Origin of the sequence: Bradyrhizobium sp. CCGB12, assembly GCF_024199845.1 — a bacterium.
Classification (GTDB): domain Bacteria; phylum Pseudomonadota; class Alphaproteobacteria; order Rhizobiales; family Xanthobacteraceae; genus Bradyrhizobium.
Map to the genome: position 1 here is coordinate 268,642 of NZ_JANADO010000002.1, position 15,025 is coordinate 283,666.

The 15,025-nt window shown below is 63.1% G+C and carries 9 protein-coding genes and 5 pseudogenes; 5 read left to right on the forward strand and 9 right to left on the reverse strand.

All coding sequences use genetic code 11. The features are described 5' to 3' along the window. Positions 1 to 153 precede the first annotated feature (153 nt). A pseudogene (locus tag NLM27_RS42590) lies at positions 154 to 1,184 on the reverse strand (Cj0069 family protein); the annotation flags it as partial. A gap of 833 nt (positions 1,185 to 2,017) precedes the next feature. Here NLM27_RS42590 and NLM27_RS42595 point away from each other — a divergent pair. The 5 genes and pseudogenes from NLM27_RS42595 to NLM27_RS42610 all read left to right on the forward strand — a co-directional run bounded on the left by NLM27_RS42595 (position 2,018) and on the right by NLM27_RS42610 (position 5,334). Further along, a pseudogene (locus NLM27_RS42595) lies at positions 2,018 to 2,774 on the forward strand (chromate resistance protein ChrB domain-containing protein). Further along, positions 2,717 to 3,897 (forward strand): annotated as a pseudogene (locus NLM27_RS42600) (chromate transporter). The pseudogenes NLM27_RS42595 and NLM27_RS42600 overlap by 58 nt, the downstream one beginning before the upstream one ends. Continuing rightward, on the forward strand, positions 3,834 to 4,130 hold the full coding sequence (locus NLM27_RS44295; RefSeq protein WP_375142363.1) for a hypothetical protein: 297 nt from the start codon (positions 3,834 to 3,836) through the stop codon (positions 4,128 to 4,130). The pseudogene NLM27_RS42600 and the gene NLM27_RS44295 overlap by 64 nt, the downstream one beginning before the upstream one ends. A 54-nt stretch (positions 4,131 to 4,184) precedes the next feature. Next, positions 4,185 to 4,419: pseudogene (locus NLM27_RS42605) on the forward strand (PepSY domain-containing protein). A gap of 16 nt (positions 4,420 to 4,435) precedes the next feature. Continuing rightward, positions 4,436 to 5,334, forward strand: a pseudogene (locus tag NLM27_RS42610) (DUF1259 domain-containing protein). 622 nt (positions 5,335 to 5,956) lie between these two features. Here NLM27_RS42610 and NLM27_RS42615 read toward each other — a convergent pair. The 8 genes from NLM27_RS42615 to NLM27_RS42650 are packed head-to-tail and all read right to left on the reverse strand — an operon-like array spanning position 5,957 to position 14,913. Beyond that, positions 5,957 to 7,000 (reverse strand): UDP-glucuronic acid decarboxylase family protein, encoded by a 1,044-nt coding sequence (locus tag NLM27_RS42615; protein WP_254149295.1) that lies wholly within the window; start codon positions 6,998 to 7,000, stop codon positions 5,957 to 5,959. Beyond that, positions 6,997 to 8,136, reverse strand: a complete 1,140-nt coding sequence (locus NLM27_RS42620; RefSeq protein ID WP_254149296.1) for a glycosyltransferase — start codon at positions 8,134 to 8,136, stop codon at positions 6,997 to 6,999. The genes NLM27_RS42615 and NLM27_RS42620 overlap by 4 nt, the downstream gene beginning before the upstream one ends. Next, positions 8,133 to 9,221: a glycosyltransferase gene (locus NLM27_RS42625; RefSeq protein WP_254149297.1), complete on the reverse strand. Its 1,089-nt coding sequence runs from the start codon at positions 9,219 to 9,221 to the stop codon at positions 8,133 to 8,135. Before NLM27_RS42625 ends, NLM27_RS42620 begins: the two co-directional genes overlap by 4 nt. Next, the gene (locus tag NLM27_RS42630) at positions 9,218 to 10,348 is read right to left on the reverse strand and encodes a glycosyltransferase (RefSeq protein ID WP_254149298.1); all 1,131 of its coding nucleotides are present in this window, start codon (positions 10,346 to 10,348) and stop codon (positions 9,218 to 9,220) included. The genes NLM27_RS42625 and NLM27_RS42630 overlap by 4 nt, the downstream gene beginning before the upstream one ends. Beyond that, a complete protein-coding gene (locus tag NLM27_RS42635) occupies positions 10,345 to 11,457 on the reverse strand; it encodes a glycosyltransferase family 4 protein (RefSeq protein ID WP_375142354.1) in 1,113 nt (370 codons plus the stop codon). The genes NLM27_RS42630 and NLM27_RS42635 overlap by 4 nt, the downstream gene beginning before the upstream one ends. Further along, complete coding sequence (locus NLM27_RS42640; RefSeq protein ID WP_254149300.1) at positions 11,454 to 12,740, reverse strand: TIGR04295 family B12-binding domain-containing radical SAM protein; 1,287 nt, start codon at positions 12,738 to 12,740, stop codon at positions 11,454 to 11,456. Before NLM27_RS42640 ends, NLM27_RS42635 begins: the two co-directional genes overlap by 4 nt. Next, on the reverse strand, positions 12,737 to 13,801 hold the full coding sequence (locus tag NLM27_RS42645) for an NAD-dependent epimerase/dehydratase family protein (protein ID WP_254149301.1): 1,065 nt from the start codon (positions 13,799 to 13,801) through the stop codon (positions 12,737 to 12,739). The genes NLM27_RS42640 and NLM27_RS42645 overlap by 4 nt, the downstream gene beginning before the upstream one ends. After that, positions 13,801 to 14,913: an NAD-dependent epimerase/dehydratase family protein gene (locus tag NLM27_RS42650; RefSeq protein WP_254149302.1), complete on the reverse strand. Its 1,113-nt coding sequence runs from the start codon at positions 14,911 to 14,913 to the stop codon at positions 13,801 to 13,803. The genes NLM27_RS42645 and NLM27_RS42650 overlap by 1 nt, the downstream gene beginning before the upstream one ends. Positions 14,914 to 15,025 lie beyond the last annotated feature (112 nt).

The window sequence follows — 15,025 nt, forward strand, 5'->3', positions numbered from 1 at the left end:
TTCCATCGTTCGGATCGAGGTCGGCGATTGAGCGAAGCAGCAACGTCTTTCCACCCCGGATGGTCGCTGCAGAGCGACGCATTCGCCGTCCTGCAGGTCGAATGACACCGGAGATGTGCAAGCGCTTGACCTCCTGACAGTCAGCATGCGCGCCAGCTTGAGATGCAGCCGATCGGCAACCTGCCTGGCAATCTGCGCCGCCGCCTCGTCCGGGTAGGGATGCACCGAGCTGGCGTTGATCTCACCCAGCACGTAGCTATCGCTCCCGTCGGCCTGGACCGGGCCGAGCATGAAGTCGGCGTCCCAGATCGCGGGCAAGTCACCTCGCACAATAGCCAGTAACGAGGTTAGCTGGGGCGTCCACTCGTCTTCCATCAGCCGGCGCAGGCGCTGGAAACGCGGGTCGGCGTTGGACGTGTAGAACCGCGGCCCAGCCTCGGCGCGTGCGGCCGGAGAGTCGACCAGGGCTTTGACCTTGTGATGGCCGAAACCGGCGCAGCGATCGCCTGCCATATAGCAGCGCACCACGCCCCCGCTCAGGCGAGGTTGGAACGCTTGGTCGATCACGCTGCCGTTCTTGAAATACTCGGCGCAGCGACGGAGGAAATCATCCAGCGTTAGTTCCTCTGGCGCGTCCTTGGTCGCGTCCAGCACCCTTATCATTGGGGAAGTCGGCAACCTCTCGACCTTCCAGACGCCTGGGCCACCGTTGCCCCGGTTGCGCTTGATCACGCGGGGACCTCTTGCGAGCCGCGGCGGCAACTCGGTGCACATCGACTCGGCGGTGCGATATAGTGCAGTGTCACTTCCCCATCCCATCAAGCGGGTACGAGAGAGCACCTCCTTGGCGCCCATCTTGAGGACGACATCGGGATGCGCACTCACCCAGACGCCCCGGGCGGCGACGTCGCGGAGCAGGACGTCGAGACTGGCGCGATTTCGACCTTCCTGGATGGGTTGACCCAGACGAGTACGCCGTCCACCGCGAGCAACTGCTCGCGGACTTCTGCGGCGAAACCTTCATCGTAGATCACGGGGCGTGCGTCGACTCCGACTGCGTCGAGCGCTTCGAAGACGTCGGCGAAGGGGCTGTTTCGGACTGAGGCGTCCCGGCGTGCGACGGGGTTTCCTCGCGAGAGAATGGCGATTGAAGGTCGGGAAGAGGATTGTCGTTCCGTGTCCATGCGCAAGCTCCACGTGTTGCGTGCTGCGCAGATCTTGGACCGAAGTCTCACCGGGAGTCTGCTTGTCCCCTTCAATACGACTTACGTGAGATCGTCGTGGCGTTTCAAGAGGGAACGCCACCGAGCCGCCGTGCTACCCGCGCTGTCGACTCCATCAAGGCTGCTGACGCATAGGGCGTGATGGGTGGACGGCTGAGGTCGTCTCAATAGGCGCCCAGCGGGCGCAGCCCGGCGCTCGCGAGGATGCCGGCGGAGACCATGATGTCACGGGTATGGCCTATTTCGGAGTGCCAGTCCCGCTGCCTGAGCCTGTAGTTTGGTCCATTCCCGGTCGTCCCGGGGGATGTGACGACGCTGCCGGCCTGTCTTGATCGGCTACGTATCCGGACTCTCCGGAATTTCGCGTCTTGATCCCTTTGTCTGCATCACGTTGCATCTGCTCGTTGGGCTCGCGCGTCTTGAGCCCTTTGTCGGCATCTTGATGCATCTGCTCTTTCGTTTGGTCGCTCGGTGCAGCTTGCTGCGTCTGGGCTGTTGCGGGGAAGGCAATCGCGCTTCCGGCAACGACAATTATAGCGAAAGTCGAGACTCGCATATGCTCCTCCATTGCGTTGCTCGCTTCGTAACGCGCGAACTTCCAAACGTTTCCTTGTTCCGGTGGGCATTTGCAGGACGCGCTTGGGTTAGGACAGGTTACCGAATGCTCCCTCTCAAAAGGGAAAGAGACATAACGGGTTGACAGCCCGATCGTCTGGACCTTTATTCGAGGTGCGGGGGAAAGCGATCTCCCGCGTCATGCCCAAGAATCGCGTCCTGATCACCAAGGACGCAGCATGTCAGCATCGTACACCTCCATTTCACCCGACCAACTGTCCCGATTGATAGGCACGGCGGCTGCGCCGACACTCATCGATGTACGCATCGACGAGGATTTCTCAGCCGCCCCGCGTTTGGTCCCGGGCGCCGTGCGGCGCTCGCACCTCGACGTCCAGGATTGGGCGTCTCGCCTGACGGGCCAGTCCGTCGCCGTGGTCTGTCAAAGGGCAAGAAGCTCAGCGGGGGGACCGCGGCTTGGCTCCGCTGCGGCAACGTCGCGGCCGAGGTCCTCGAAGGAGGACACGTCGGCTGGAAAGAAGCTAATCTTCCAACTGTGCCGGCCAACAAGATCGCGAAACGCGACGGGCGCGGCCGCACCGTCCGGGTCACGCGAGCCCGTCCGAAGATCGACCGCATCGCATGTCCATGGCTGATCCGCCGTTTCGTCGATCCCCGCCGCTGTCTTCCTATTCGTAGCACCTTCCGAGGTCGTCGAGGTGGGCGAGCGTTTCAAAGCGACGCCCTTCGACATTGAGGACGTGTTCTGGAGCCATCGCAGCGAGCTCTGCACTTTGGATGTGATGGTGAAAGAGTTCGGCCTCTCGACGCCGGCAATGGAGGGCCTAGCGACGATGGTCAGGGCCGCCGACACCGCACGGCTCGATCTGTCTCCCGAGGCGCCCGGGTTGCTAGCCGCGTCGCTAGGTCTGTCGCTGGTGCCGCGACGCGACCAAGGAAACCCACAACTGGCCGACCAACAAGGTGAAGGCATGACCGATCTCGCCGCTAGCCAAAAGATTAGCGTGCAGGAGCATGCGCACGGCATTTCGTTCAACGAGGCGCTGCTCGTCTGGCTTCGCGTCGCCATCCTGAGCTTCGGCGGGCCGGCCGGCCAGATCGCCGTCATGCATCGCGTCCTCGTCGACGAGAAGAACTGGATCTCCGAGAGCCGCTTCCTGCACGCGCTGAACTACTGCATGCTGCTGCCGGGGCCTGAAGCGCAGCAGCTTGCGACCTACATCGGCTGGCTTCTGCACCGAACCGTCGGCGGCATCGTCGCAGGCGGGCTGTTCATCCTGCCTGGCGTGTTCGCCATCATGGGCCTCAGCTACATCTACGCCGGCTTCGGCAACGTCGGCTTCGTGGAGGCGTCTTCGGCCTCAAGCCGGCCGTGCTCGCCATCGTCATCCAGGCGGTAGTCCGCGTCGGCAAGCGCGCACTGCGCAACCCGGTCATGATCTCGCTCGCGGCGGGCGCGTTCGTCGTGATCTTCTTCTTCGGAGCGCCGTTTCCGCTCATCATCGTCGCCGCTGCCGTCATCGGCTTCATCGGGGCCCGGCTTGGCAGACCGGAATTCGCTGCGCTCGAACACGGCGGCAAGAATTCCGCGGTGATCGACAGCATGCTGGGCGAGGGGGTGCCAGATCACGTCAAAACCGAACACTGCGCGTACGCTGCGCGGCTTGGCCGCCTGGCTGGCCATCTGGCTCGTTCCCGTCCTCGCATTAAGGCCCAACGACGTGTTCAGCCAGATCGCAATCTTCTTCAGCAAGATGGCGATGGTGACGTTTGGCGGCGCGTAGGCCGTCCTGGCCTACGTTGCGCAGCAGCGGCCGACTACTACCACTGGGTAAGTCCGCGCGAGATGCTCGACGGTCTCGGAATGGCGGAAACAACGGCCGGCCCCCTCATCATGGCAGTTCGTGGGCTTCATGGCCGCGTTCCGCGAGACCACCGGGCTGTCGCCTATGGTAGCGGGCTCGCTCGGCGGACTTCTGGCGACCCGCGCCCTGCTTTCTCTGGATCTTCGTCGGAGCGCCATACATTGAGGCGCTGCGGGGCAACAAGGCGCTCGCCCGCGCGCTCTCGGCCATCACCGCAGCGGTCGTCGGCGTAATCCTCAACCTGTCAATCTGGTTCGCGCTACACACACTGTTCCGCCGGACTTTCCCGGTTCAGGGATTTGGACTGTCCTTCGACGGACCAGTGCTGAGCAGCATCGACGTGCCGGCCCTCGTCCTGTCGGTCGCGGCGGCCACCGCGATCTTCCGTTTCAATGTAGGCATGCTCGTCATGCTCGCCGCCTCCTGCGGCGCCGGTATCCTGCTGCGTTTGGCGGGCATCATCTGAAACGGGAGACCGACGGACTTCACCTGGGGCAGGGACACGACCAAGAGAACGAACATGAGAACACTGACGATCTATCTCGCAGCAATGCTGCTGGCTCTTGCGGGCGGCATGTCGCCCGCAATGGCGCTGACCCAGGAGGAGCTCGTCGCCAAGATCCAGGCGGCTGGCTACTCGCAGGTGACCGACGTCAAGTCGACCGCCGAAGGCACCACGGTCAAAGCCGGTGAAGGACGGCAAGCCGGTGAAGCTCGTCGTCGACAGCAGCGGCCAGATCAAAGAGCGAAACTGAGTGGAGGACGAGTAAGATGAAACGCACAGTATGGACCCTCACGGCCCTCGGTCTCGCCTACTTGCCCTTCGTCTACATGGCACGCGCGCAAGACACCGACTGGCAAAAGGTCGACGAGACCCTCGGCCGGAAGGCCGCCGTCTCCGACGACATCCACCGCTACGGCTTCCCGCGCAGCGACCTGTCGGCCACCTTGGATGGCGTGACCATCAAGCCTTCGCTGGCGTTGGGCGGTTGGGTGGCGTTTAAGCCTATGCAAAGCAGCGCCATGATCATGGGCGACCTTGTGCTGCTGGAGACCGATATCAATCCCGTGATGGCGAAGATGATCGCGAGCGGCCTCCAGATCACTGCCGTGCACAATCATTTGCTGCGCGCGAGCCCGGCGACGTTCTACATGCATGTCGCCGGGCATGGTGATCCCCTCAAACTAGCCTCGGCCATCCGCGATGCGTTGGCGGAACGCAAGACGCCGCAAACGGCCGCCGCACCGGCGAGCCCGCCTCCTGCCGTCGATATCGACACGGCGCAGCTCGACCAGATCATCGGAACCAAGGGACAGGCCCAACGGCGGCGTCTACCAGTTCAACGTGAAGCGGCGTGATCCGATCACGGAGGGTCGCATGCTGCTGACCCCGGTCGGTCCGATGGGCATCGCCATCGGCATCAATTTTCAGCAGACGGGCGGGTGCAAGGCGGCGATCACGGTGGACTTCGTGCTGACGAGCGACGAGGTCAACCCGGTCATCGTCGCGCTGCGGACGCACGGTATCGAAGTCAGCGCGCTGCACAGCCACATGCTGGACGAGCAGCCCAGGCTCTTCTTTATGCACTTCTGGGCGAACGACGATGCGATCAAGCCGGCGAAGGGCCTGCGCGCTGCCCTCGACAAAAACGGCGAGCACCAAGGGCTAGTACGACTTGAGGGCTGTGGAACCGACGCTGTCGGGGAGTTGTCGCACTAAGCTTTAACAGCGCTCAAAAGCGAGGTCTGCTTCGGGTCCCAGGCGGCGTAGCCGATGTCGCCCGTCTTCGCGCAAAGGAGCCCGAGCGGTGGTATTCCCCATGACCGAACGGAGAGGATATCCACTCCTCCACACGCTGCTCGACAAGCAGTTAGAACGCCGCTTCATCGGGGCAACGAACTTATTGGGCGCGAATGGAAGGGATTGGATGCCTTCATTCGCTGATTTGATCTGACAGAACAGTAACGGACCCTGGTGCGCCTTATCGTCAACGAGGGCGCGCGGCCTGAGGGGGCGGCAGAGCTCGCCGGCTATCACCGCCGCCGGTCGACCGACAATGCGATTACCGACGCTGGCCGAAGCGATCAAGCTGTTTGATAGTCTCCGTCACTTCGAACCAGTCGAGCACGGCGCGGCGTCTGGAACCGATGCCGCGCTCGATGCGCCAGATGATACTCAGTTTGCCCTCTGCTTGCGTCGGGGTACCATACTTAACAGAATTGGTGGCGAGTTCGTGGATCGCGAGCTCTGGATCAGATCCAACCACAAGGTCATTGGTCTTGATCTGCGATCTAGAGCAGTCCGCGCGCCGGACTTTTCTTTCGCGGCGCGAGAGCTGGCACCTGCGTCGGTGTCTCGCCCGCGATTCGCATCGCGAAATAGGCAATCGTGGCCCGAAGACCATCCTCCAGCGCCACACGCGGGCGCCATCCCAATAGGCGCGCGGCGGTATCGATCACCGGCTTGCGGCGTTTCGGATCGTCCTTCGGCAGCGCCTCGAAGCGGAGTGGGGAGGTCGACTCCGTATACGTCAGGACCTCGCGGGCTATTGCCTCAATGGTGACCTCGTGTGGATTGCCGAGGTTGCAGGGACCGGCCACTGATGGGGGGCTTTCCATCAGCAGCTGAAGGCCCCGCACGAGATCGTCGACGAAGCAGAAACTTCTGGTCTGCGTACCGCCGCCATAGATCGTGATCGGCTCGCCACGAAGCGCCTGCACAATGAAATTGGAGACGACACGGCCGTCGTTCTCCAACATGCGCGGGCCATAGGTGTTGAAGATGCGCGCAACCTTGATTTCGGTTCCGTGGGTACGGTGATAATCGAACATCAGTGTCTCGGCGGCGCGCTTGCCCTCGTCGTAGCAGGCTCGCGGCCCGATCGGATTGACGTTGCCGAGATAGGATTCCGGCTGTGGATGCACCTCTGGATCGCCGTAGACCTCGCTCGTAGAGGCTTGCAGAATGCGGGCGCCTTGCCGGCGCGCGAGCTCGAGCAAATTGATGGTGCCGAGCACGCATGTCTTCATCGTGCCGACCGGATCCTTCTGATAATGCCGGGGCGATGCAGGGCATGCCAGGCTGTAGATGCGGTCGATCTCGTCGTCCAGCTCGATCGCCTCGCGCACGTCGTGCTCGATGAAGCGGAAATTCGGATGGTTCAGAAGAGGCCTGATATTGTCGATGCTGCCCGTGAACAGATTGTCGAGGCAGATCACCGCGTTGCCGCGTTGCAGGAGAGAATCGCAGAGATGAGAGCCGATGAAGCCGGCGCCGCCGGCGATCAGGACGGTCGGCGAACGACGGAGCTTGGGGATGCGGGTCTGGAGTGTCATGGCAAGCTCCCTTGGAATTCAGCCACCTGAACCGGACGGCTGGCGGGAAGCCTCGCGGATTTGCGCCGGCGGCGCGCGGTTGCCTCGGCGTAATAACTTTCCAGCTGGCGGGCCCGATGGTCGGCGGTGTGGTCGGCGAGAACACGACGCCGCGCGTTTTCCGCAATGCCGCGCCGGCGCTCCTCCGGCATGTCGCGCAGGATCTCGGTCACGTCGCGCGGGGTTGAAGCAAGCAGTATTTCCTGCGACGGCTCGAAGATCGTCTCGATCCCCGGCCATCGATCGGAGATCACAGGCGTACCGCAGGCCGCGGCTTCGAACAGTCGGACGCTCGGCGAAAAACCAAGCGCCCGCATGTCGGCGCGCGTCGCGTTCAGGGCGAACCGCTGCTCGGCATAAAACGTCGGGTGTTGCTTTGGAGCGAGGTGCTCGATCCTCATGACGTTGTCAGGCCAGGCAATATGTGCAGGATATTGTGCGCCAGCGACGGCGAACCGATCCGAGAACAGTGTTCGTGCCGGGCAGAGCAGCAATTGTTCGAGAACAGGTTGCCGGTCTTCGCTGTATGTCCCGAGATAGCCGAGCGTCCATTTCTTTTGCGCCTGTTGCGGTGTGTAGGTGTCGATATCGGCGCTGCAATAGAGAACCCGCGCCAGTGCACTGCCGTAGCGCTCCTCGATCATGGCGGGCACCGGGCCTCCGGCAAATGACAGGTAAAGATCGAAGCGCGGGATCATGGTGGCGGAGAGATACGCGAGACCTTGACCGAGCCTCGCCAGTGTCACTGGCGTGTCGATGTCGTAGAAGGCGGTGATTCCTCGCGCTTGGCTCGTGATCCATTCGGAAATGGCGATGCCGTCGGGCACATAAGACCCGATTATGACGAGGTCGGCGTCCCGGATCAGCTTGCCAAAGCGGCGTGGAAGATCCTTCAGCGTCTGATAGAACTCGATAGTCCACGACGACGGTTTCGTTAGATCACGGTGTTCACGATACCAGGGTACGTCACGCTCCAGGAAGGTGACATTGTGGCCTCGTCGCGCGAGGGCCTTGATCAGGGCGCGATAGGTCGTGGCGTGACCATTGCCCCATGACGATGTGACCGAAAGACCGACGACGACGATGCTGAGGTTCATTCTGCTGCCTCGATACGTGAGCTGCTTCCGACAAAGAGTTGGTTGAACTGGCGGGCGCGATGCCGATAGGTATGTTGGCTCAGGATGCGTGCGCGTGCGCGGCTGGCGATCGCGGCGGCGCGATCGATGCTGAGGGCGCCGAGATGGTTGGCCACCGCGGCTCCATTCGCAGCCACCAGCACTTCGCGGTCCGGTTCGAGGAAATGGTCGATGCCGTCCCACTCATCGGTGATCAGGCAGGCGCCGGCGCCGATCGCTTCGAACACCCGCGTCGGCGGTGAGAAACCGTAGCGGGCCATGCTGTCGCGATTGACGTTGAGCGTCGCAAGGCCGGATCCAAAAAATGCGTTGTGCTCGCCGGTGCCGACATGCCCGACCTTGCGGAGGTTGCTCGCCGTGTTCTTGGTCTCCCAGCCGGAACCACCGAGGACGAAGGCCTTGTCCGGCAGCTCACGTGCGACGTCGAGAAAGAAGTGTTCGACGCGCTGCTCGCGATCGGGCAGGCGATTTGCGAGCAGGCTGAGATCGCAGGCGAAGTTCGGTTTGGGCGGGGAAGGAAAATGCGTCTCCGGGTCGAGGGCATTATAGATTGGAACGCATTCCCGCGCGCCTACGGCGCGATAGGCCGATACCACGCCGTCGCCGCCACCGTAGGTCAGGACCATGTCGTAGGATGCAATCGCGCGCCGCAGATGATGCTCGGGTTCGCTTGCCATGGCTTCGAGCGTGGCCGGGGCATCGACATCCCAGTAGATCCGCATGGTTCGGGAGGGCAGGGCCGCAACCGCGAGCTCCAGCTCCCGATCGAAGACACCGACGCCGCTGGCCTTGATCAGCAAGTCGGCCGATCGCGCGGCCGCATCGAGTGAGTCGCGCCAGCCGTCCGCCGTCGCGGCGTAGACAACGACCTCGGCCCAGTCGGGATCGGCGATGTCGCGATGAGTCTGCCGCTCGAAGGCGTCGGGTTCGAAGAAGGTGATGTCGTGCCCGAACGCCGCAATCTGCTTGAGCATACCGCGATAATAGGTGGCGGCGCCGTTCCAGTAGGAGGATACAAGACTGGATCCGAAGAAGCAGATCTTCATGCGGAGGCTCCCATGTATCGCAGAAGCGGTGACGAGGTATCGGGGCCACGAATGGCGTCCACAATGCCTACAAGTTGTTGTGCTCGATGGCGGCAGGTATGGCGCTCCCGGATCGTTCGCAGCCCGGTCTCGATCATTGCGGAGGATAGCTCCCGATCATCGAAAACGGCGCGAAGCGCGCGCTTCATCTCGACACCGTTGGCGGCCTTGAGGTAAGCGCCGTCCGGAAACAGACGTTCGGCGTCGGACCATGGCGCCGACACTAGCGGGATGCCGCAGGCGAGCGCCTCGAATACGCGGATTGTGGGAATGCCCGGAAGCGACCGCACGTAGGGGCTGCGCGGGACGTGGACGGTGGCGCGGGCGCCAGCGAAGGCGACAGGCGCCCAGTGCGCCGGCAGCCAACCTCCGTAGCGGATGCCCGCAGTCCGCATGGTTTGGAGGGCATCATCAGAGTAGCGGACGCCGTAGACGCTCGCCCGCACATTAAGTTCAGCAACAGGTTCGACCAGAAACTCGTTGAGCTCGGCGCTGCGTTCGCCGTCGCCCCAATTGCCGATCCAGACCATGTCTTCGGTGCGCTCGACATTCGGCAAAGGATGGTACATCGCAACATCGGCAGCCTCGTGCCAGGTATAGCACCGGTTGCCCCAGCCGAGCTGGATGTAGATCTGGCGAAGCACCTCGCCGAAAGCGAGCACGCCGTCGAAGGCATCGAGATCGAACCGTGCGAGCTCATCCGGCGCGGTGACAGCACGGTGGTGTGTATCATGGAACAGCAGTGTGAAGGGAGCGCCGCGCGTACGCTTGGACCCGATCCGCCGGATCACATCGGGCGAGTTCCATTCATGCACGACGACGAGATCGGCGCCATCCAGTGCTTCGTCGAAATCGAGCGCGGCGTCATAGCGACGAATGGAGATGCCGGGGAAAAGCCGGACGATGTCTTGCAGCGCCTGACTGCCGTTCTCGCAGATGGCATTGAGTCGGCTCCAGCCGTCGACTGGCTCAAACACGATGACCTCGTGACCGAGCGCATGCAGCTCGCGGGCGTAGCCGCGCAGGAAATGGGCGTTGCCGTTATTCCAGCAGGAGGTGAATGCGTGGTAGAACAGGACGCATTTCATGCGCGCACCTCGATCCGGCTGGCCCGGGGTGTCGTGCGGTCGGAAACGAGCAGCCGTTGGTAGAGCTTCAGATAGGCGCTGGTCGTGCGCGCCACCGAATAGGTCAGGGAATGTTCATAGGCGCAGCGTTGCAGCCGCCTTCTTTCGAGGTCGTCGGCGCAGAGTTCGGCAAGGGCTCGGTGTAACGCCTGACCGTCGCCGGGGTCGAAGAAGAGCGCGGCTCCGCTCCACAATTCCCGGAACGTCGGAATGTCCGACAGCACGAGTGCGCAGCCGGCGGCGGCAGCCTCCAGCACGGAGAGGCCGAACGGCTCGTACAGCGCGGGGCTTACAAAGATCGCCGCGTGCTGGAGATGTCCGTGCAAAGCGCCGTGCGGCAGTTGACCCAGCCAAGTGAGGCCCGTGGACGGATCTGCGTCCGCGGGGCCTGCGACCTGAACCGGCCAATCCAGTCCCGGTGCAGCCTCCGCCAAGACTTCGATGTTCTTGGCACGATCCCAGAGCCGGCCTGCCGCGAAGATCAGCTCTCGCTTACGACTTGAGAGATCCCCGGGAGCAATCCCGTTCCAGATCACGTATCCCGGTGACCGCGGGTGATAGATCTCCACGATGTCATCGTGGAAGGACCGGGTCGGGCACACCCAGGCATGTGTGCTGTTGAGCGCCGCGGCGACCCGTTCCGTATAACGGGTCCATCGGGGCTCGCCGAGCCACGCCGAATCGCGACAGGCCAGCGCCCATGAGTTTACGCAGGAGTGCGCCACGAGAACGGTCGGCGCACGCCACGACAGAGTGGCTTCTCGAAAACTGTTCAGGTGGACGATGTCTGGTCTGAACCGGGTTTCGAGGCCGGCGAGGACGCACCTAGCCTTCGGAACGTCATGCCCTTCCGGGTCTTGCCATTCGAGGGCGAGGTCCGTTTCAATCAGGCGCACGCGAGAACCGTGCAGCATCTCGCGCTGATCGGAGCGGGCGGGCGGCCCCATCGTCGCCAGGATGACGTCTGCACCCAAGACGGCAAGGCGCGAGGCGAGGGTAGTGGAAAACGTCCACACACCGCCGACGGTGTCGGTCGTCATCAGGATCCTGATGTCCGAACTGCGGCTCATGACCCCACCGGATGTTCGAGGACGTCCAGCGGGACCGGACGATCGTTCTGCACGTCGCTGAACTGATCGAACATCCCGAGATAATGCTGGTGTGCGCGCTCCCAGGCGAAATCGTCAGCCTCGCCCCAGAGCTTTCGGTAGTCGGGCGAGCCGGGGTAGGGATAGAGCGGGACCGGATCGTTCGCCCAGATGCCGGCATCCTGCATCTTGCTCCGCCACCGCTGCACGACGGGATCGTCGTCCTCGGGTACCTCGATCAGATTGGCCTGCACGAAGGGTACGTGACGGCGGGCTTCGACCAGCCGGTCGGCGAGCTGGTCGGTGGTCATCTTGCAGTTCTTGGCGAGCGCGGCGCGTCCCTCGACCGTGAGACTCTCGATCCCAGCCTCGATCGAGACGCAGCCGGCGCGCCCGAGTAGCGCAAGCATTTCGGGCTTCCACAGATCGATGCGCGTCTGCACGCCGAATTTGAGGCCGCGCGTGCTCAGCCCTTCCAGGAGCTCGGGGTTCGGAAGGAAGATCTCGTCGATGAAGTAGACATATTCGACGTCTTGTCCACGCAGGCGCTCGATCTCATCCAGGATGATCGACGCCGGCCGCCTGCGGTACGCGTTGCGGAAATTCTCCTTAGCGCAGAACGTGCAATTGTAGGGGCATCCTCGCGATGCCTCGACCTCCGCGCCGGGACCCACCGGCTCAGCCTCGAAACGGTGATGGTGGTGATGATGGCGCCGGATCATCTCGTCCGGCCAGTCGAGAGCGGGTTGATCTCTGAAGTCGGCGGCCTGTGGGCCGCCATTGACCCGGACCGCGGCGCCATCTGCAAAGCAGAGGCCGTGAAAGTCCCGCTCGCCGTTTGCGAGCCTCAACAAGGATGCTTCGCATTCGCCCATGATGATGATGTCGACGCCGAGCTTCTTCAAAGCCGCTCGCGGGGTCGACGAGCCGTGCGGACCCACGGCGATCAGGATCGGTGCAAGATCCCGTATCGCCAATGCAAGCTCCTGCGGAACGCGCAGCTCCGGCGGAGCGCAGCGCCAGAACAGGTAGGTCGGGGCAGTCGTGATGACGATCTGGTCGGGGCCGAACGCGCGTAGCTCGGCCTCGATGTCCTGGAATGACAGATCGAACATGTGCGCATCGAGCAGCAGCGTCCGGTGCCCGGCCATCTTAAGGTAATGCTCAGAGATCCCGAATTCGAGCGGAAGGTGGGGGGACCGGCACCCAAAATAGATGCTGCCGCCAAAATCCCAATTTGGATTGATCAGGGCGACGCGCGTCATGCGAGAGCCTCGCGATTGCCGTGAGTTGCTCCGAAGCGACTGTCCAGCCAAACGTGGAGAGAACGAAGACCCTGGGCGAAGGGAACCCGCGGCGACCATCCGAGCGCGGTCGACAGCGCACGCGCGTCGGTGACGTACCAGGGCTGATCGCCGGGGCGCCAATCGGAAAAGCTGTATTCGACCTGCTGCCCGGTCAAGGCTGCAATGTGGTCGATGAGCTCGCGGAGGCTAACCGCATTGGCGGGCCCGCCGCCGAGATTGAACACGCGTCCGCGCGCGAGCGCGATCCGGTCGAGCACGGCAAGCCACGCAGCAGTCGCATCCGACACATGCAAGGCGTCGCGGACTTGATAACCGTCGCCGTAGATCGTAAGGGGTCGGCCGCGGATCGCGCTCAGCAGGAAATGCGCGATCCAGCCCTGATCTTCAGTGCCGAATTGGCGCGGCCCGTAGATGCAGCTCATGCGCATCACGACGGTCTGGAGGCCGTAGACCCGCGCATAGTCATGAACGTATTGATCAGCGGTTCCCTTGGAGCAGCCATAGGGGCTGTAGAAGTCGAGCGGCGCGCTCTCGGAGATGCCTAGTGCCAGCAGGTCGCTGGTCGGCGTATAGCGGCGGCCGGTGAGTGAGATCTCGCTCTCCTCGATCAGCCGGCCATAGACCTTGTTGGTGGACGCGAATACCACCGGCGCGGTGCTGTTGTGCAGCCGGACCGCTTCGAGAACGTTCAGAGTGCCACGCGCATTGATTTCGAAATCGGCGACCGGATCGCTCACGCTGTCCGTGACGGCGACTTGGGCCGCCAGGTGCAGCACGGCACGGGCCTCGCGGACGGCATCGATTACCGGGATCGGCTCTCGAACGTCGGCCACCGTGATCGTGACGAGGTCGCCATGCCTGGACTTCAGCCACTGCGCGTTCTCGGGCACGCCGGCGCGGGCCAGATTGTCCAGCACCAGCACGCGCTCGCCGCGTTCCGCCAGCCGGTCGGCAAGATTGCAGCCTATGAAGCCGCAGCCGCCGGTGATCAGGACGGGCCTGTTATCTCGCTCATTCATCACGCAACCAATCCTCGTTGCAGCAGCTCCTGGGTCGCCCGCTCGGCCTGGTCATCGGCAATCTGGTCTGCGAGATATTCCGCGAGCTCCTCCAAGCCGTCCCTAAAGGCCACGTGCGGCTCGAAGCCGAGCAGGTCGCGCGATTTGCCGATATCTGCGAAGCAGTGCCTGATATCGCCGGCGCGATATTTCCGCGTGATCTCGGGCGCAATACGACTCCGTCCCATGACCTCGGCGAGATCCTCCGCCACAGACAGGATGGTCCGGCTTTGACCCGAGCCGACGTTGAAGACATCTTGTGCATGCTTCGATTCCAGCGCGATGCGGCAGGCGCGTGCGACGTCATGCACATGGACGAAGTCGCGCCGTTGCTCACCATCCTCGAAGACGAGCGGCGGCCGTCCGTTGAGGAGCCGCGCGGCGAAGATCGCGAGCACACCGGTGTAGGGATTTGACAGGGCTTGACGCGGCCCGAACACGTTGAAGAAACGCAGCGCCAGGGTCGGGATGCCGTAAGCCCTGCCCGTGATCAGGCACATGCGCTCCTGCGCGAACTTGTTCAGAGCGTAGACCGAGCTGAGCGATGGCAGCTTGTTCTCCGGCGTGGCTACAGGAGCAAGCGGATGGCCCGCCGTGTCGCTCAACTCCCATTCCCCTCGGCGCAGTTGCTCGATGGAACGCTCGTCGCAGGCGACAACGCTTTGATCGGGCCTGCGATAGAGACCTTCGCCGTAGATGCTCATGGAGGAGGCGACGACCAGCCGTTCGACCGGGCGCTTCGACAGCGCCTGGAGCAGCACGGCGGTGCCGAGCTCATTCGTTCGCACATAGGGCTCGATGTCGTACATGCTTTGGCCGACGCCCACGGAGGAAGCAAGATGGAGAATCATGTCGGCGCCGCGCAGGGCATGCTCTACGGCAACGCTGTCGGTGACGTCACCAACCACGAGCTCGGCTTCGTCGGAGAGATAGGACGGGCGCTGGCGGTCGCCGCCGTGGATTTGGGGGGAAAGATTGTCAAGCACGCGGACTTCGTAGCCGCCCGCGAGCAGTACATCCGTCGCATGAGAGCCGATGAATCCCGCGCCCCCGGTGATCAATACTCGCGTCATTCACTGCTCCGTGCAGCCGTGAGACCGATCCTTTCGGGATCGATCGATGAAGGGAGTTGAAGCGCGCTTAACTGTGTGGTCGGACGACCTGCACGCCAGTCACGTTTGGAGT